General features: G+C 53.1%; 12 protein-coding genes and 2 pseudogenes. 5 read left to right on the top strand and 9 right to left on the bottom strand.

The genetic code is table 11. The features are described 5' to 3' along the window. Window positions 1-28 precede the first annotated feature (28 nt). Together OGV57_RS18160 and yfaU are read left to right on the top strand one after the other, a co-directional pair. A pseudogene (locus tag OGV57_RS18160) lies at window positions 29-1,303 on the top strand (MFS transporter). Window positions 1,304-1,317: 14 nt separating this feature from the next. Next, window positions 1,318-2,121 carry a 2-keto-3-deoxy-L-rhamnonate aldolase gene (gene yfaU / locus OGV57_RS18165; protein WP_054528607.1) on the top strand — a complete coding sequence of 268 codons (804 nt, stop codon included), beginning with the start codon at window positions 1,318-1,320 and terminating at the stop codon, window positions 2,119-2,121. Window positions 2,122-2,164: 43 nt separating this feature from the next. Here the strand turns inward: yfaU and OGV57_RS18170 are convergent, their stop codons facing one another. From OGV57_RS18170 to glpA, 4 genes are all read right to left on the bottom strand, one after another. Beyond that, window positions 2,165-3,103 carry an Rpn family recombination-promoting nuclease/putative transposase gene (locus OGV57_RS18170; RefSeq protein WP_054528606.1) on the bottom strand — a complete coding sequence of 313 codons (939 nt, stop codon included), beginning with the start codon at window positions 3,101-3,103 and terminating at the stop codon, window positions 2,165-2,167. A 184-nt stretch (window positions 3,104-3,287) separates the two neighbouring features. Further along, a complete protein-coding gene (gene glpC / locus OGV57_RS18175; protein WP_003027620.1) occupies window positions 3,288-4,478 on the bottom strand; it encodes an anaerobic glycerol-3-phosphate dehydrogenase subunit GlpC in 1,191 nt (396 codons plus the stop codon). Then, window positions 4,475-5,734: a glycerol-3-phosphate dehydrogenase subunit GlpB gene (glpB, locus tag OGV57_RS18180; protein WP_003839405.1), complete on the bottom strand. Its 1,260-nt coding sequence runs from the start codon at window positions 5,732-5,734 to the stop codon at window positions 4,475-4,477. The genes glpC and glpB overlap by 4 nt, the downstream gene beginning before the upstream one ends. Further along, entirely contained in the window at window positions 5,724-7,352 is a 1,629-nt protein-coding gene (glpA, locus tag OGV57_RS18185; RefSeq protein ID WP_046670096.1) for an anaerobic glycerol-3-phosphate dehydrogenase subunit A, read from the bottom strand. The genes glpB and glpA overlap by 11 nt, the downstream gene beginning before the upstream one ends. A 270-nt stretch (window positions 7,353-7,622) precedes the next feature. On the opposite strand from glpA, the gene glpT reads away from it, so the two are divergent. Together glpT and glpQ are read left to right on the top strand one after the other, a co-directional pair. After that, window positions 7,623-8,981, top strand: coding sequence for a glycerol-3-phosphate transporter (gene glpT / locus OGV57_RS18190; protein WP_003845119.1), 1,359 nt, complete (start codon window positions 7,623-7,625; stop codon window positions 8,979-8,981). Window positions 8,982-8,984: 3 nt separating this feature from the next. After that, window positions 8,985-10,052, top strand: a complete 1,068-nt coding sequence (glpQ, locus tag OGV57_RS18195) for a glycerophosphodiester phosphodiesterase (protein WP_003839410.1) — start codon at window positions 8,985-8,987, stop codon at window positions 10,050-10,052. 62 nt (window positions 10,053-10,114) lie between these two features. Here the strand turns inward: glpQ and OGV57_RS23715 are convergent. The 5 genes and pseudogenes from OGV57_RS23715 to ubiG all read right to left on the bottom strand — a co-directional run. Beyond that, window positions 10,115-10,204: pseudogene (locus OGV57_RS23715) on the bottom strand (hypothetical protein); the annotation flags it as partial. Between the two features lie 21 nt (window positions 10,205-10,225). Beyond that, a complete protein-coding gene (gene yfaE, locus OGV57_RS18200; protein WP_003027609.1) occupies window positions 10,226-10,480 on the bottom strand; it encodes a ferredoxin-like diferric-tyrosyl radical cofactor maintenance protein YfaE in 255 nt (84 codons plus the stop codon). After that, a complete protein-coding gene (gene nrdB / locus OGV57_RS18205; RefSeq protein ID WP_003027605.1) occupies window positions 10,480-11,610 on the bottom strand; it encodes a class Ia ribonucleoside-diphosphate reductase subunit beta in 1,131 nt (376 codons plus the stop codon). The genes yfaE and nrdB overlap by 1 nt, the downstream gene beginning before the upstream one ends. A gap of 110 nt (window positions 11,611-11,720) precedes the next feature. Further along, the gene (gene nrdA / locus OGV57_RS18210) at window positions 11,721-14,006 is read right to left on the bottom strand and encodes a class 1a ribonucleoside-diphosphate reductase subunit alpha (protein WP_003027604.1); all 2,286 of its coding nucleotides are present in this window, start codon (window positions 14,004-14,006) and stop codon (window positions 11,721-11,723) included. Window positions 14,007-14,494: 488 nt separating this feature from the next. After that, window positions 14,495-15,223, bottom strand: a complete 729-nt coding sequence (gene ubiG / locus OGV57_RS18215; RefSeq protein WP_003027601.1) for a bifunctional 2-polyprenyl-6-hydroxyphenol methylase/3-demethylubiquinol 3-O-methyltransferase UbiG — start codon at window positions 15,221-15,223, stop codon at window positions 14,495-14,497. A gap of 158 nt (window positions 15,224-15,381) precedes the next feature. Here ubiG and gyrA point away from each other — a divergent pair, with 158 nt between their 5' ends. Then, the gene (gene gyrA, locus OGV57_RS18220; RefSeq protein WP_286531522.1) at window positions 15,382-18,018 is read left to right on the top strand and encodes a DNA topoisomerase (ATP-hydrolyzing) subunit A; all 2,637 of its coding nucleotides are present in this window, start codon (window positions 15,382-15,384) and stop codon (window positions 18,016-18,018) included. Window positions 18,019-18,111: the final 93 nt, after the last annotated feature.

The following is an 18,111-nucleotide window of genomic DNA, read 5'->3' on the forward strand; positions in this document are numbered from 1 at the left end:
ACGCCCTCATTTCTTTGAGGATCTTGCGATGAGTACCACGTTACTTGACGGTGTGGTGAAGAAAAACCGCGCCCGTTTGATTCCCTTTATGCTGGCGCTGTATGTGCTGGCGTTTCTTGACCGCTCGAACATCGGTTTTGCCAAAGAGACCTATCAGATTGATACCGGCCTGAGCAATGAGGCTTATGCGTTGGGGGCGGGGATTTTCTTTGTGGTTTACGCCTTTCTGGGCGTTCCTGCCAACCTGTTGATGCGTAAATTTGGCGCCAGAGCCTGGATTGGCACCACCACGTTACTGTGGGGATTTCTCTCCGCGGCGATGGCATGGGCGGACACAGAAGCAAAGTTTCTGGTCATCCGTACTCTGCTGGGTGCGGCAGAAGCAGGCTTCTTCCCCGGTATGATATACCTGACGTAGCGTAATCGCGCCAGCATCATGGGGCTATTCTACATGGGTGCGCCGCTGGCATTAACCTTGGGATCGCCGCTTTCAGGTGCACTGTTGGAGATGCACGGTTTTATGGGACATCCGGGGTGGTTCTGGATGTTCGTTATCGAAGGTTTACTGGCTGTAGGTGCAGGCGTTTTTACCTTCTTCTGGCTTGACGACACGCCACAGCAAGCGCGTTTCCTTAGCGCCGAGGAAAAGGCTGCACTCATTAGCCAACTGGCGAGTGAAGAGGAGAAAAAGGTCACTTCGCGCCTGTCGGACGCGTTGCGTAATGGCCGCGTCTGGCAACTGGCGATCATCTATCTGACGATTCAGGTCGCGGTGTATGGTTTGATCTTCTTCCTGCCCACTCAGGTTGCCGCATTGTTGGGAACAAAGGTCGGCTTTACGGCTTCAGTCGTGACGGCGATACCGTGGGTAGCGGCGTTGTTTGGCACCTGGCTTATTCCGCGTTATTCCGATCGCACTGGCGATCGACGTAACGTTGCTGCGCTGACACTGCTGGCGGCCGGGATTGGCATTGGCTTGTCCGGGCTGGTTTCACCGGTACTGGCGATCGTGGCGCTTTGCGTCGCTGCGGTTGGTTTCATCGCCGTACAGCCGGTGTTCTGGACGATGCCAACGCAGCTTCTTTCCGGGACTGCTCTGGCGGCGGGGATCGGCTTCGTCAACCTGTTTGGTGCCGTAGGCGGCTTTATTGCCCCCATTCTGCGCGTCAAAGCAGAAACGTTGTTTGCCAGCGATGCGGCAGGTCTGCTGGTCCTGGCGGGCGTCGCGATGATTGGCTCGCTTATCATCTTTACGCTGAGTGTGAACCGTTCGGTTTCACAAGCAGGCGCTGTGCATTATTAATTGTAAGGATCGTTATGAACGCATTGTTATCAAACCCCTTCAAAGAAGGATTGCGGAAAGGGGAAGTCCAGGTTGGCCTGTGGCTCAGTTCGACCACCTCCTACATGGCAGAGATTGCCGCGACGTCGGGCTACGACTGGCTGTTGATTGATGGTGAACATGCGCCGAATACGGTGCAGGATCTCTACCACCAGCTCCAGGCGATTGCGCCTTATGCCAGTCAGCCGGTAGTCCGTCCCGTTGAGGGCAGTAAAGCGTTGATCAAGCAAGTGTTGGATATTGGTGCGCAGACGTTGCTGATTCCTATGGTCGACAGTGCGGAGCAGGCGCGTCAGGTGGTTTCTGCGACTCGTTATCCACCACTCGGGGAGCGTGGCGTTGGTGCCAGCGTGGCGCGGGCGGCGCGCTGGGGACGTATCGACAATTATATGGAACGGGCCAATGAATCACTGTGCCTGCTTGTGCAGGTCGAGAGTAAAGCCGCACTGGATAATCTGGATGCGATTCTGGACGTTGAAGGTATTGACGGTGTCTTTATCGGCCCGGCGGATCTTTCTGCATCACTGGGCTATCCGGATAACACCGGACACCCGGAAGTACAAGAGATCATCGAGCAAAGCATTCGCCGTATCCGCGCAGCCGGAAAAGCCGCCGGTTTCCTCGAGGTCGATCCGGCAATGGCGCAAAAATGTTTGCAGTGGGGCGCGAATTTTGTCGCTGTAGGCGTCGATACCATGCTTTATACCGAAGCGCTGGATCGCCGGTTGGCAATGTTTAAGCCGGAGAAATCAGCACAAACGTTAAAAAGCAGTTACTAATATCAGGCCCGATGGTATAAGGCTATCGGGCCTGAGATCTGTGCTAATGGTTGCTAGCCGCCCCGTCGTCAGCAGAAAAACCGGTAATGCCCAGTACGATTTCACGATCAATACCATGTTCCAGCATCATGCGAGCGATCCGTGTTGCTTCTTCTTGCGTACCTTTTTGTACTCCTTGTTCTAATCCTTGTTGTAACCCTTGTTGCAGCCCATCGTGGTGACCTTCTTGTCTGAGCCTCTCTGCGATTGTCATCAGCCTCTTCTTGTTATGAGGGGAACGTTCGGCAACTTTATGGATAAATTCGTTGACGTGAGAAACGTCGCCGTACCGTAGCAGGTAATTTAATAGCGTTTGTAGCTGGCTGTCATTAGCGGTGCTTGTAACTAATAACGAGACCAGTCGGTCCACTAATCCCATCAAATCACGATCGCGGATATGTTTTTGCATCAACTCAAGCAGCGCAACACGCCGATGTTGCACGATTTCATCGTCAGGTATCACGGTAATATCGACCAGCGGAAAGGCTTCTGAATAAAGCTGTCGTGCCAGCTGTGGATTGTCAAATTCATCCAGCCAGTTGAGTGACCAGGGATAGGGGCTTTGTTGACCGTGATAAAACAACATTGGGATCACCAGCGGCAGCGTTTTATTCCCGGCATCAAGATGATGCTGCATCGCAGCGGTGGCATAGCGCATCAGGCGGAATGCCATGTGCTGCACGGCTGTACTCTGATGTTCGATGACACAATAGATATAGCCGTCACCTTCGTGGGTTTTTAGCGACCACAATACGTCGGAGTAGTACGCGCGGAGATCCTGTTCGATAAAACTGGTGGACTCCAGCTTCAGCGTTTGCAAATTGCATATCTCACGTAATGTCGCGGGGAGGTGAATCTCCATAAAATCCCGGGCCATCTCAGGATAAGAAATGATCTTTTTAAAAACCGCATCATGCGGTGTAGATGTAGTGGATTTAGCCATGGTAGTCCGTCACCAGAAAGAGAAGATGGCGTGACGGTATCCACTTTTAATATGCGCTGCATGCGGGAAATGGGGTCTTTGCGTGGATGAATCAGAGATAAATATGTCCGACTGCAACGTATTCAATCAAGCGGAACGGGCTACGCAAAAAATGCCCGGTAGCAAATACCACCGGGCAACAGGTTTAACCCAACGCTTTGGCAAGCAGGGTGATGGGATGTTCGCAACGCTTACTGGTAGACATCTCAATCTGCCATTTACAGGTTTCGCAGTCGGTGACGACGATATCAGCGCCGCTTTCTTCAATTTGGCGGAATAACGGTGCGCCAATAGACTGTGAAGTCGGATAGTTTTCCTTTTTAAAGCCGTAAGTCCCGGCAATCCCACAACACTGAGAGTCCAGCACTGTCAGCTCCAGCCCCGGAATTTGTCGCAGTAGCTCCAGCGTGTAGAGCGTCCAGCCCATTTTCTCCATATGGCATGGCGTGTGATAGACCACCTTCAGCGGCAGCGTTTTCAGCGGCAGCGTTTTACCTTCATCCAGCTTGCGCCACAGCCAGCGGGTTGCCAGTTCAATGTGTTCTCGCAGGCCTGAGTTGTCGACATCCAGCACTTCTGGATATTCATCACGTAGCGCAAAGGTACAGGTTGATGAGGTGGCGATCACCGGAATGCCTTTGCCATCAATCGCTTCCCGGAGTGAGGCCACGTTGCTGACCGCCTGCTTACGCGCTTTATCTGTAAATCCGTTAGCAATCAGCGGTACGCCACAGCATTTCTCTTTACTCAGCAGTTGCACGCCGGTTCCCATCGCATTCAACACCTTGATCAGGTCTTTGCCAAGCTGGGGATGGTTGTAATTCACAAAACAGCCGTGGAAAAAGGCGACCTGATCCTGATACTGCGCCTGCTGTGCGGCAATGCTGCGATACCAGCGGCGGAAGGTGCCAAAGGAGTACTTCGGCAGCGTACGGCGATGATCGATTTTTAGCGCGTAATCCAGCAACTGACGTACCGGTTTTAGTGAGGTGGCGGTATTCACTATTGGGGCGAAGGGGGTGGAAACGCTACCCATTAAATCGGTATGGCTTAAGACGAAGTTACGCAGCGATGGGCGCGTCGTGTCGTATTTGGCGCGCGCGCGCTGGATGATATCGCCGATTTTCACGTCTGACGGGCAGGCCACTTCGCAGCGCTTACAGTTGATGCAGTATTTCAGCGCATCGTCATATAGCGCGCCATCTTTCAGGCGCAGACGTTCACCGTCCGGGCCGGCCTGCTTAGGGCCCGGGTAGCTAGGGTTGACGCGGCTTACCGGGCAGGCGGTGGTGCACACCGTACATTTGATACAACTTTCAAAACGTGTGTCGCTCATTGCTGTCCTCCTGCACGTTTCGCAATATGATGTGCGGCATGTAAGGCGCTGACTGCGCACACGCCGCCTCCGCAACCCTGGGCGATAGGGTCGAATCCGCCGAGGACGGAACCGATGGCGTACATGTTCTCTATCGTTTTTCCCGCCAGTGATGGGCGCAATGTGGCATCGGTTGTGACGCCAAACAGTTGCCACGGTTGTGGATCGAAAACATCACGCTGATACCACTCGGCGCGGGTAGCTGTTTGCTGTACATCCAGTCCCAGGATTGGTTCGTGGATTGCCTCACGCGTGGCGACCAGCCCGCTGCTGAAAAAACTGCCGCTGGCGAGCACGGCGAAACGTGGCCGCAACGGGATATCGGCATGATTTCGGGTCCAGATTTCGCTGACCACGCCGTCCTGACAGGTGATTTTCTTCACTTCATCACCCGGCATCCACACACCACCCTGGCGCACAAACTGGCGCTGCAATTTGTTGTGTAAACGCATGCCCAGTACCGAAGGAGGTAGGGTCGGTAACAGTGTCAGCGAGCAGGGGAGGCGCTCGTTAAGCCACTGCCAGAGCCGCTCATCTGCCAGACCAAAGCAGGCCGGCATGATTATCATGTCGCAGGTTTTTGCCATTGGCAGCAATGCGTCATAGAGCAGCGACCATTTATCTTCGTTATCCAGCAGGCGCGCAATATTAACGGCGCGAAACTCGGTTGGGTTATCACGCAGGACATCCAGTTCCGGCAGTTCGATTTCTGCCGTCTCGACGCTGAGATTACGTTGGCGTAATGACGCCGCGGCGAGATGCGCCTGAAAATCCAGTAACCCGCTAATCCCTACAACGCATATACGCTGCGCGGACAGCGGCCAGACCGGCACTTCCGGGGAGCTTAACCAGGTTGAGCGCAGGGTGCCCAGCGGGGTAACACGTTGATGTGCCTGATGCACGTTGCCTTGCAAATGCGTTCCGCATTCTTCCAGTAAATTTTGCGCCTGCTGGGCCAGTTCCAGAACGTTCTGCGTTCCGATGGTGCTATACGGATGTGCGGGTGCCTGAGTGTGCAGTGCATTCAAACCCGCTTCTATATCCGTCACCGGTTGACCATCGGGTAAGCTGCTGAGCAAATCCAGTGAGCCGGAGGAAAAATGCAGGGCGCTTTGGCCGCGGGTAACAATCGTGCAGCGCAGTCCGCTTTTTTGCAGTTGCAGGCCACATAGCAGTCCAGCGAGGCCGCCGCCGATAATGACGGTATCAAATTTCATCCTGGTGCTCCTTCTCCAGACCACACAACCCTTGATAAACCCAGCGAGTGAATTCGCTTTCGCGCAGTGCATCTCCCCAGGCGATAGGCTGCACACCTTTCCAGCGTTCGTTGAGGAAGTCGGAAAGCTGAGTAATGGATTGTGCTGCGGTAGTGACATTAAAACGTTGCAGCAAACCTGCGGCGCGACAGGCACACAATTCGCCCTGGCAGGTCCCCATTCCGACGCGGGTACGGCGACGTAAATCGAGCAGACTGTTGACGGTTAAATTCTCGACGGCGTATTGCACTTCGCCTGCGGTGACCGCTTCGCATTCACAGACCAGGCTGCGATGTTGACGGCCTTCGCTCAGCCACGCTGGGGTACGATCGCCGTGACGGTAGACTGCCGAGCCGCGCAGTGGCGCGGGCAATGAGATCACGCGTTTAAGCGTATGCTCGGTAGATTCCTGTGAGCCAGGCAACGCGGTGTCTGCGGTTGTGCAAGGCTGGGTATTGCCCAGCTTACGGCAAACGGCATCGGTGGCCCACTCCGCCATCAGGCGGTAGGTCATCAGTTTGCCGCCGGTAATGGTGATAAACCCTTCCAGTCCGTCACGCTGGGCGTGATCGAACAGTACAATCCCACGGCTGACGTTACGCCCGGTGGGATCGTCGTCGCTGGCCACCAGCGGACGTACGCCGGAGTAGGCGCGTAAAATGCGCGTTTTCGCCATAATCGGCGCCAGCTTCTCGCCCTCACGCAGCAGAATGTCAACTTCTTCTGCGGTGACGCGGTTGCTGTCGATATCATCGTAATCAATGTGCTGCGAGGTGGTACCGATCAATGAGATGGTATCGCCTGGCACCAGAATATCGGCGTCAGACGGTTTACGGCAGCGGTTGATGACATGCTGGTTAATGCGATGATCCATAATCAGCAACGAACCTTTGGCCGGGAACATACGGATGCTCAGATCGGCATATTCCGCAATGCGTTGACCCCAGATCCCGGCGGCGTTGACGACAACTGGTGCATGCAGGGACTGCATTTCGCCCGTCAGATGATTGCGCACGTTAACGCCGCAAACCGTTGCCCCTTCACGGATAAGTCCCGTGACTTCATGCGCCGTTAAGATAACCGCGCCATGCTCACGCGCATCCAGCATGTTGGCGGCGGTTAAGCGGAAAGGATCAACCGTGCCGTCCGGCACTTTTACCGCACCAATCAGCTGTGGATTCACGGAAGGTTCGATAATACGTGCCTGCTGAGGGTCAATCGCTTCTGCGCGAATCCCTGCCTCTTCACAGGCGCGAATAAAGGTCGCCTGAAAGGAGAGCTCATCCTCCGGCAGGGTAATAAACAGACCGTCCGTTGGCTCAACGCAATGGCGGGCGATACGTTTCAGAATTTGGTTTTCGCTGATGCACTCACGGGCAGATTCAGCATCGGTGACGGCGTAGCGTGCACCGCTGTGCAGCAGGCCGTGGTTGCGCCCGGTCGCACCTGTGGCGATATCGTGGCGTTCCACTAAGATGACGCGCAACCCGCGCAGCGCACAATCGCGTGCGATCCCTGCACCTGTTGCTCCTCCACCAATGATAATCACGTCACTTGTTTGCGAGTCGCGAGTTTTCATTGTTTTTCCTCACAGTTCGTTTTTTATCATTTAGCCACATAAAAAACATGGATTGTTTGATTTCGCGCATAATCGCTCATTATTCGAAAATGAAACGTGATTTCGTGCGCCTTTATGAACATTTGTCATAAATCTGTAACAATATGTGCTGCGTTTCACATTTTTGTTATGTATCTTTCCTTAACATCGCGGCCACACTGGGAGCGGTAGGGTAGTAATGACGAACTGCAGTGTTTACTTCGAATGAAAGACGGCCACGGAGGCTACACTATGTTGAGCATTTTTAAACCAGCGTCACACACGGCGCGTTTGCCTGCAGCGGAGATCGACCCGACATATCGTCGATTACGTTGGCAGATTTTTCTGGGGATTTTCTTTGGTTATGCCGCGTACTATCTGGTACGTAAGAACTTTGCCCTTGCGATGCCGTATCTGGTTGAGCAGGGATTCTCGCGTGGCGATCTGGGTTTTGCGTTGTCCGGTATCTCCATTGCTTACGGATTTTCGAAATTCATCATGGGGTCCGTTTCGGATCGCTCGAATCCGCGCGTTTTCCTGCCTGCGGGTCTGATACTGGCTGCGGCAGTGATGTTGTTTATGGGCTTTGTACCGTGGGCGACATCGAGCATTGCGATTATGTTTGTGCTGCTGTTCCTCTGCGGATGGTTCCAGGGGATGGGATGGCCGCCGTGTGGTCGTACCATGGTGCACTGGTGGTCGCAGAAAGAGCGTGGCGGCATCGTTTCCGTTTGGAACTGTGCGCATAACGTGGGTGGCGGTCTGCCTCCTCTGTTGTTCCTGCTGGGTATGGCCTGGTTCAATGACTGGAAAGCGGCGCTGTACATGCCTGCTTTCGGTGCGATCGTTGTCGCGCTGTTTGCTTTTGCTTTGATGCGTGATACGCCGCAGTCCTGTGGTCTGCCGCCAATCGAAGAGTACAAGAACGATTATCCGGACGATTACAACGAGAAAGCGGAAGAAGAGCTTACTGCGAAGCAGATCTTCATGCAGTACGTACTGCCGAACAAACTGTTGTGGTACATCGCTATCGCTAACGTGTTTGTTTATCTGCTGCGCTACGGCATCCTGGACTGGTCGCCGACTTACCTGAAAGAAGTGAAGCATTTTGCACTGGATAAATCATCCTGGGCCTACTTCCTGTATGAATATGCGGGTATTCCGGGCACGCTGCTGTGTGGCTGGATGTCGGATAAAGTCTTCCGTGGAAACCGTGGCGCGACCGGCGTGTTCTTTATGACGCTGGTGACGATTGCGACCATCGTTTACTGGATGAACCCGGCAGGCAACCCGAACGTAGATATGGCTTGCATGATTATCATCGGCTTCCTGATCTACGGCCCGGTCATGTTGATTGGTCTGCATGCGCTGGAACTGGCACCGAAAAAAGCGGCAGGTACGGCGGCTGGCTTTACTGGTCTGTTCGGTTATCTCGGCGGTTCTGTGGCTGCGAGCGCCATTGTCGGCTACACCGTTGACTTCTTCGGTTGGGACGGCGGCTTTATGGTGATGATTGGCGGTAGTGTGCTGGCGGTTATTCTGCTGGTAGTCGTCATGATTGGCGAAAAACGCCATCACGAAGAGATCCAGCTCAAGCGTAACGGGGGCTAATAGATGAAAACCACATTGAAAAGTCTCAGCGTGGCGCTGATGCTGGCAGGTATGGTTGTGAGCAGCGCGGCGGTTGCCGCAGATAAAGTCGTGATTGCGCACCGTGGCGCCAGCGGTTATCTACCGGAGCATACGTTACCTGCGAAAGCGATGGCCTATGCTCAGGGAGCGGATTACCTGGAACAGGATTTGGTGATGACTAAGGACGACCATCTGGTCGTCCTGCATGACCACTATCTTGACCGCGTCACCGATGTTGCCGAACGTTTCCCGGATCGCGCGCGTAAAGATGGGCGTTACTACGCTATCGACTTTACGCTGGATGAGATCAAGTCGCTGAAGTTTACTGAAGGCTTTGATATCGAAAATGGCAAAAAGGTCCAGACCTACCCAGGGCGTTTCCCGATGGGTAAATCTGATTTCCGTGTGCACACTTTCGAAGAAGAGATTGAGTTCGTTCAGGGATTAAATCATTCAACCGGTAAAAACATCGGCATCTACCCGGAAATGAAAGCGCCGTGGTTCCATCATCAGGAAGGGAAGGACATTGCGGCTAAAACGCTGGAAGTACTGAAAAAGTACGGGTACACCGACAAGAACGATAAGGTCTATCTGCAGTGTTTTGATGTCGCAGAGTTAAAGCGCATTAAGAATGAACTGGAACCGAAGATGGGGATGGATCTCAATCTGGTACAGTTGATTGCATATACAGACTGGAATGAAACTCAGGAGAAAAAGCCAGACGGCAGTTGGGTTAATTACAACTACGACTGGATGTTTAAACCGGGTGCCATGAAGCAGGTTGCGCAGTATGCGGACGGCATTGGGCCGGACTACCACATGCTGATTGATGAGAAGTCGAAGAAGGGCAATATCTCGTTAACTGGCATGGTACAGGACGCACATCAGAATAAGATGGTGGTGCATCCGTATACCGTTCGCGCCGATCAACTGCCGGATTACACCACTGACGTAAACCAGCTGTATGACATTCTTTATAACAAAGCGGGTGTTGACGGGCTGTTCACCGACTTCCCCGACAAAGCAGTGAAATTCCTGAATAAAGAGTAATGGCATAAGGCCTGTGATGCACCTCCGGTCACAGGCCTTATTGGACGAAACGTGATTAACTGCTAGATAAGGCCGTCTGCTGTTAACGTTTTCCTACATGCCAACAGGAGAAATAAAGGGCTGCCGTTCATCGGCGGCTCTTTTGCCAGTAACAATTTTTATCCCGCCTTGCGTTACAGCTCTATTTCAATATCGCCTTTTGCCCGGCAACAGCAGGGCAATATTTCACCCGGTTGAATGAAGGCCAGAGGTTCGGCAATCCAGTCAACCTGTCCCGCCACCAGGCGGGTACGACAGGAGCCGCAGTAGCCTTCACGACACTGATATTCGACTTCAACATCGTGCGACTCGAGTGCGGCAAGTAGGGAAGGATGTTCATCCTGGCACAGCAGTTGTGTGCCAGAGATGCGCAAAGTCACGCGGCCCATCAGAGCTGGAAGTTACTCAGGTCGTCGGTATCAACTTCCGAATCGATCTGGCCGACCAGGTAAGAGCTGACTTCCACTTCCTGCGGTGCGACCTGGACGTTGTCAGACACCAGCCAGGTATTGATCCAAGGGATCGGGTTAGAGCGGGTTTGGAAAGGCAGATCGAGTCCGACAGCCTGCATACGGATGTTGGTGATGTACTCAACGTACTGGCACAGAATGTCTTTGTTCAGGCCAATCATTGAGCCATCACGGAACAGATAGTCCGCCCACTCTTTTTCCTGCAGCGCGGCCTGTACGAACAGGTCGTAGCATTCTTGTTTGCACTCTTCGGCAATTTCCGCCATCTCCGGATCGTCTACACCGCTGCGCAGAAGGTTCAGCATATGCTGAGTACCGGTCAGATGCAGGGCTTCGTCGCGGGCGATCAGACGAATAATTTTCGCGTTGCCTTCCATCAGTTCACGTTCGGCGAATGCGAAGGAGCAGGCGAAGCTGACATAAAAGCGGATCGCTTCCAGCGCGTTGACGCTCATCAGGCACAGATACAGCTTCTTCTTCAGCTCACGCAGGTTTACGACAACCGTTTTGCCATTAACGGTATGCGTACCTTCACCGAGCAAATGCCAGTAGCTGGTCATCTCGATCAGTTCGTCGTAGTAGCTGGAAATACCTTCTGCGCGTTTCTGGATTTGCTCATTAGTGACGATATCGTCAAACACCACCGCCGGATCGTTAACGATATTGCGAATAATATGAGTGTAGGAGCGGGAATGGATAGTTTCAGAAAACGCCCACGTTTCCACCCAGGTTTCCAGTTCAGGGATCGAGATTAACGGCAGCAGCGCGACGTTTGGACTACGTCCCTGAATGGAGTCCAGCAGCGTCTGATACTTCAGGTTGCTGATGAAGATATGTTTTTCATGTTCCGGCAATGCCTGGAAATCGATACGATCGCGAGAAACATCGACCTCTTCCGGACGCCAGAAGAAAGAGAGCTGCTTTTCGATCAGTTTTTCAAAGATGTCATATTTTTGCTGATCGTAGCGGGCGACGTTCACCGGCTGGCCGAAGAACATCGGTTCCAGAAGCTGATCATTTTTCGTCTGTGAAAAAGTGGTGTATGCCATTGATGTGAATCCTGTCTGGAATGTACTGCCGGATGCGCTTTGCTTATCCGGCCTACAATACCGCGAATTAATTTGTAGGCCGGGTAAGCGCTACGCCACCCGGCAAAAGATTAAATCTTACATGCGCCGCTTTCGCAGCCATCGTCCTGAATGGACGGTACCAGATCGTCCTGAGAGTCTTCCGCACCGTCACGGGTGTTCTGATAATACAGCGTTTTGACACCAAATTTGTAGGCGGTGAGCAGGTCTTTCAGCAACTGCTGCATCGGTACTTTTCCGGACGGGAAGCGCGACGGATCGTAGTTGGTGTTGGCAGAAATCGACTGATCGATAAATTTCTGCATGATACCTACCAGCTGCAGATAGCCGTCGTTGTTCGGCATTTCCCACAGCAGTTCGTATGCGTCGTGCAGGTGTTCGTAGTCCGGCACGACCTGACGCAGAATTCCATCTTTCGATGCTTTGATGCTCACGTAACCGCGTGGTGGTTCAATACCGTTGGTGGCGTTGGAGATCTGCGAAGAGGTCTCGGACGGCATCAGAGCGGAGAGCGTGGAGTTACGCAGACCGTGAGTTTTAATTGATTCGCGCAGGCTTTCCCAGTTGTAATGCAGGGATTCGCTGACGATAGCATCCAGGTCTTTTTTATAGGTATCGATCGGCAGAATGCCTTTCGCATAGGTGGTTTCGTTAAACCACGGGCATGCGCCTTGCTCTTTCGCCAGCTCGTTAGACGCTTTCAGCAGGTAATACTGAATCGCTTCAAAGGTTTTGTGAGTCAGGTTATTGGCGCTGCCGTCAGAGTAGCGTTTACCGTTTTTCGCCAGCCAGTAGGCATAGTTGATAACGCCAATACCCAGCGTACGACGCCCCATCGCACCGCGTTTGGCGGCCGGAATCGGATAATCCTGGTAATCGAGCAGCGCATCCAACGCACGTACCGCCAGTACGGCCAGCTCTTCCAGTTCGTCCAGACTTTCGATAGCGCCCAGGTTAAATGCGGACAGCGTACACAGCGCAATTTCGCCGTTTTCATCGTTAACGTCGGTCAGCGGTTTGGTCGGCAGGGCGATTTCCAGGCACAGGTTGGACTGGCGTACCGGCGCGACAACCGGATCAAACGGGCTATGGGTGTTGCAGTGGTCAACGTTCTGAATATAGATACGACCGGTAGAGGCACGTTCCTGCATCATCAGTGAGAACAGCTCAACCGCTTTCACGCGCTGTTTGCGGATGCTGTCGTCGTTTTCATATTGGGTGTACAGACGTTCGAACTCATCCTGATCGGCGAAGAACGCGTCATACAGACCCGGGACGTCGGACGGGCTAAACAGGGTGATGTCGCCGCCTTTCAGCAAACGGGTGTACATCAGTTTGTTGATCTGTACGCCGTAGTCCATGTGACGAACGCGGTTGCCTTCGACGCCACGGTTGTTTTTCAGGACCAGCAGGCTTTCAACTTCCAGGTGCCACATTGGGTAGAACAGCGTGGCTGCACCGCCGCGTACGCCACCCTGAGAGCAGGATTTCACCGCAGTCTGGAAATGCTTGTAGAACGGAATACAGCCGGTGTGGAACGCTTCACCGCCGCGAATCGGGCTACCCAGCGCACGGATGCGACCGGCGTTAATGCCGATACCGGCACGCTGAGAAACGTATTTCACAATCGCGCTGGAGGTTGCGTTGATGGAGTCAAGGCTGTCGCCGCACTCGATCAGAACGCAGGAACTGAACTGACGCGTTGGGGTACGCACGCCGGACATAATCGGCGTCGGCAGCGAGATTTTGAACGTAGAAACGGCGTCGTAGAAACGTTTTACATATTGCAGACGTGTTTCACGCGGATAGTTAGAAAACAGGCAGGCTGCTACCAGAATGTAGAGGAACTGTGCGCTTTCATAGATTTCACCGGTAACACGGTTTTGCACCAGATATTTGCCTTCTAACTGCTTCACCGCAGCGTAGGAGAAGGTCATATCACGATCGTGTACGATGAACGAGTCCATCTGCTTGAACTCTTCTTCCGTGTAGTCTTCCAGCAGATGATTGTCGTATTTGCCCATTTCAACCATTTTCACGACATGGTCAAAAAGTTTTGGTGGTTCAAACTCGCCGTAGGCTTTTTTGCGCAGATGGAAAATCGCCAGACGGGCGGCCAGATACTGATAATCCGGCGCTTCGCGGGAGATCAGGTCGGCGGCAGCTTTGATGATTGTTTCATGGATATCGGAGGTCTTGATACCGTCATAAAACTGAATGTGGGAGCGCAGCTCGACCTGAGAGATCGATACGTTATTCAGTCCTTCTGCCGCCCAATCCAGAACTCGGTGGATTTTGTCGAGATTGATGCGCTCTGTACTACCATCACGCTTTGTCACCAGCAGACTCTGATTCATGTGGTTTTTTACCTGTCCGTGAAAGAAAAAATATCCCCCATATTATCCACAGAGTCATGTTGTGACTAAGTCTGTGGATAAATACTATATGTAGGGGTTGTTTGATAAAATAGACGCTATATGGTGAGTATTCTAGTAGGGATTCTTTTCAGCACAAGAGTTGATTTTGAGGTTAAATTGAGGTTGCAAAAGGGTGAGAATCGCTAAGTGCGCGTCTTATAAGGCCTGGCGGGGATGTCAATAATTGAGAAAAAAAATAGAAATTTTGATCGAGTGCTGATTTCTTCATCTAAGGTAAGGAAAGTTCTTATGATCTGGCGCAAAAATTGCTGTACCGGTACTACTCAGGATTGGTAGGCGATGCGTAATAACGTAGGCCTGATAAGCGAAGCGCCATCAGGCGTTAAAGCCCGGAGTCGTGCCGGATGGCGGCGCTGGCGCGCTTTATCCGGCCTACAATCCAGCGTCATAAGGCCATGAGCGCTGGTTTATTCGCTTTTGGCGGTGGTATGCACCATATAGTTCACATCAACGCCCGGACCGAGTTTGAAGGTGTTAGTGATGGGGTTGTAGTGCAGGCCGGTCATATGACGCTCTTTCAGCACGGTCTGGTCAACCCACTCTAACAGTTCAGCGGGCTTAATGAATTTTTTCACATCATGCGTGCCTTTCGGCACCATCCGCAGAATATATTCCGCTCCGACCACCGCCATCAGCCAGGATTTGCCGTTGCGGTTAAGCGTGGAAAAAAAGACTTCGCCGCCCGGTTTAACCAGCCTGGCGCAGGCCCTGACCACCGACTGCGGATCTGGTACGTGCTCCAGCATTTCCATGCAGGTCACAACGTCATACTGATGCGCATGCTTATCCGCATGTTCTTCGACAGTTTCTTGTACGTACTCCACCTGGATGCCGCTCTCCAGCGCATGCAGTTTTGCGACCTGTAACGGTTCAAAGCCCATGTCCAGCCCGGTGACGGTTGCGCCTTCGCGCGCCATGCTTTCCGCCAGAATGCCGCCGCCGCAGCCGACGTCGAGAACCTTTTTACCAAACAGGCCGCCTGAGCGTTCAGTAATGTAGCCCAGACGCAGCGGGTTAATACGGTGCAGTGGCTTAAATTCACCCTCAAGATCCCACCAGCGTGACGCGACTGCTTCAAACTTGGCAATTTCTTCATGGTCAACGTTGTGAGTAACCGGGGGTTTTTCGGCATTCATTGGGGCTTCTACTCCTAAATTTGCGATGCAAATGAGTATATCAGCCTGACGGGATGAATAAAGCCTCTGTCAGGGGGAATCCATTTACCTGAATCTTCACGTATGTGTTATAATTTGCGACCTTTGAATCCGGGATACAGTAGAGGGATAGCGGTTAGATGAGCGACCTTGCGAGAGAAATTACACCGGTCAACATTGAGGAAGAGCTGAAGAGCTCCTATCTGGATTATGCGATGTCGGTCATTGTTGGCCGTGCGCTGCCAGACGTCCGAGATGGCCTGAAGCCGGTTCACCGTCGCGTACTTTACGCCATGAACGTATTGGGCAACGACTGGAATAAAGCCTATAAAAAATCTGCCCGTGTCGTTGGTGACGTAATCGGTAAATACCACCCTCATGGTGGTATCGCCGTTTACGACACCATTGTTCGTATGGCGCAGCCATTCTCCTTGCGTTACATGCTGGTAGATGGTCAGGGTAACTTTGGTTCTGTCGATGGCGACTCCGCAGCGGCGATGCGTTATACGGAAATCCGTATGTCGAAAATCGCCCATGAGCTGATGGCTGACCTGGAAAAAGAAACGGTTGATTTCGTCGATAACTACGACGGCACCGAACAAATTCCTGACGTCATGCCGACCAAAATTCCTAACCTGCTGGTGAACGGTTCGTCCGGTATCGCGGTAGGTATGGCGACCAACATTCCGCCGCACAACCTGACTGAAGTGATCAACGGCTGTCTGGCATATATTGACGATGAAGACATCAGCATTGAAGGGCTGATGGAACATATTCCGGGTCCGGACTTCCCGACTGCAGCGATCATCAACGGTCGTCGTGGTATCGAAGAAGCCTACCGTACCGGCCGTGGCAAAGTGTACATTCGCGCACGCGCGGAAGTCGAAGCGGATGCCAAAACGGGTCGTGAAACCATCATCGTCCACGAAATTCCGTATCAGGTAAACAAAGCGCGCCTGATTGAGAAAATCGCCGAACTGGTAAAAGACAAACGCGTAGAAGGCATCAGCGCGCTGCGTGACGAGTCTGACAAAGACGGTATGCGCATCGTGATTGAAGTGAAACGCGATGCGGTCGGGGAAGTGGTTCTGAACAACCTTTACTCCCAGACCCAATTGCAGGTTTCCTTCGGTATCAACATGGTTGCATTGCACCATGGCCAGCCGAAGATCATGAACCTGAAAGATATTATTGCCGCGTTCGTACGTCACCGCCGTGAAGTCGTAACTCGTCGTACTATCTTTGAACTGCGTAAAGCCCGCGACCGTGCGCACATCCTTGAAGCGCTGGCGATTGCGCTGGCGAACATCGATCCGATCATCGAACTGATCCGCCGTGCGCCGACCCCGGCAGAAGCGAAAGCCGCGCTGGTTGCGCGTTCGTGGGAACTGGGCAACGTTTCCGCCATGCTGGAACGTGCTGGTGATGACGCCGCGCGCCCTGAGTGGCTGGAGCCGGAATTTGGCGTGCGTGACGGTCAGTACTACCTGACTGAACAGCAGGCTCAGGCTATTCTGGATCTGCGTTTGCAGAAACTGACCGGCCTTGAGCACGAAAAACTGCTCGACGAATACAAAGAGCTGCTGGAACAGATCGCTGAACTGCTGCACATTCTGGGCAGCGCAGATCGTCTGATGGAAGTTATCCGTGAAGAGATGGAGCTGATTCGTGAACAGTTCGGCGACGCGCGTCGGACCGAAATTACCGCGAACAGCGCTGACATCAACATCGAAGATCTGATTAACCAGGAAGATGTTGTCGTGACCTTGTCTCATCAGGGCTACGTGAAATATCAGCCGTTAACCGATTACGAAGCGCAGCGTCGTGGCGGTAAAGGCAAATCTGCAGCACGCATTAAAGAAGAAGACTTTATCGACCGCCTGCTGGTGGCCAACACCCATGACACGATCCTCTGCTTCTCCAGCCGTGGTCGTCTGTACTGGATGAAGGTTTATCAACTGCCGGAAGCGAGCCGTGGTGCGCGTGGACGTCCAATCGTTAACCTGCTCCCGCTGGAAGCGAACGAACGTATCACCGCAATTCTGCCGGTACGCGAGTACGAAGAGGGCGTCAACGTCTTCATGGCAACCGCCAGCGGTACCGTGAAGAAAACGGCATTGACCGAATTCAGCCGTCCGCGTTCTGCCGGTATTATCGCCGTCAACCTGAACGAAGGCGACGAACTGATTGGCGTTGATCTGACGTCCGGTAATGACGAAGTTATGCTGTTCTCTGCTGCCGGTAAAGTGGTGCGTTTTAAAGAGAACGCAGTTCGCGCGATGGGTCGTACGGCGACCGGTGTTCGCGGGATCAAACTGGCAGGTGAAGACTCCGTTGTTTCCCTGATCGTTCCACGCGGTGAAGGGGCAATCCTGACCGTCACGCAGAACGGTTACGGTAAGCGTACAGCGGAAAGCGAATACCCAACCAAGTCTCGTGGCACGCAGGGCGTTATCTCCATCAAAGTCACCGAGCGTAATGGCTCCGTTGTTGGCGCAGTACAGGTTGAAGATACCGACCAGATCATGATGATCACTGATGCAGGTACGCTGGTACGTACTCGCGTGTCGGAAATCAGCGTGGTAGGGCGTAATACCCAGGGCGTTATCCTTATCCGTACTGCGGAAGACGAAAACGTTGTGGGTCTGCAACGCGTTGCTGAACCGGTTGATGATGAAGAGCTCGACTCCATCGACGGAAGTGCAGCTGAAGGTGACGAGGATATCGCGCCTGAAGCGGAAAGCGATGACGATGCAGCGGATGACGCTGAAGAGTAATTAAAACGTAATAAGAAGGGCCGGAGAACTCCGGCCCTTTTTTTAATGGCATTGCGACAAAAGACATTTACCGCTACCTTAACCACACTCTAT

It is taken from the genome of Citrobacter sp. Cf087, assembly GCF_030334285.1.
Taxonomy (GTDB): Bacteria; Pseudomonadota; Gammaproteobacteria; order Enterobacterales; family Enterobacteriaceae; genus Citrobacter; species Citrobacter freundii.

What these genes read in the sequence shown, in the direction of transcription:
- nrdB (WP_003027605.1), bottom strand. Translation starts at nt 11,610, where the DNA reads ATGGCATACACCACTTTTTCACAGACGAAAAATGATCAGCTTCTGGAA.
- ubiG (WP_003027601.1), bottom strand. Translation starts at nt 15,223, where the DNA reads ATGAATGCCGAAAAACCCCCGGTTACTCACAACGTTGACCATGAAGAA.
- glpA (WP_046670096.1), bottom strand. Translation starts at nt 7,352, where the DNA reads ATGAAAACTCGCGACTCGCAAACAAGTGACGTGATTATCATTGGTGGA.
- glpQ (WP_003839410.1), top strand. Translation starts at nt 8,985, where the DNA reads ATGAAAACCACATTGAAAAGTCTCAGCGTGGCGCTGATGCTGGCAGGT.
- gyrA (WP_286531522.1), top strand. Translation starts at nt 15,382, where the DNA reads ATGAGCGACCTTGCGAGAGAAATTACACCGGTCAACATTGAGGAAGAG.
- OGV57_RS18170 (WP_054528606.1), bottom strand. Translation starts at nt 3,103, where the DNA reads ATGGCTAAATCCACTACATCTACACCGCATGATGCGGTTTTTAAAAAG.
- glpC (WP_003027620.1), bottom strand. Translation starts at nt 4,478, where the DNA reads ATGAGCGACACACGTTTTGAAAGTTGTATCAAATGTACGGTGTGCACC.
- nrdA (WP_003027604.1), bottom strand. Translation starts at nt 14,006, where the DNA reads ATGAATCAGAGTCTGCTGGTGACAAAGCGTGATGGTAGTACAGAGCGC.
- yfaE (WP_003027609.1), bottom strand. Translation starts at nt 10,480, where the DNA reads ATGGGCCGCGTGACTTTGCGCATCTCTGGCACACAACTGCTGTGCCAG.
- glpB (WP_003839405.1), bottom strand. Translation starts at nt 5,734, where the DNA reads ATGAAATTTGATACCGTCATTATCGGCGGCGGCCTCGCTGGACTGCTA.
- glpT (WP_003845119.1), top strand. Translation starts at nt 7,623, where the DNA reads ATGTTGAGCATTTTTAAACCAGCGTCACACACGGCGCGTTTGCCTGCA.
- yfaU (WP_054528607.1), top strand. Translation starts at nt 1,318, where the DNA reads ATGAACGCATTGTTATCAAACCCCTTCAAAGAAGGATTGCGGAAAGGG.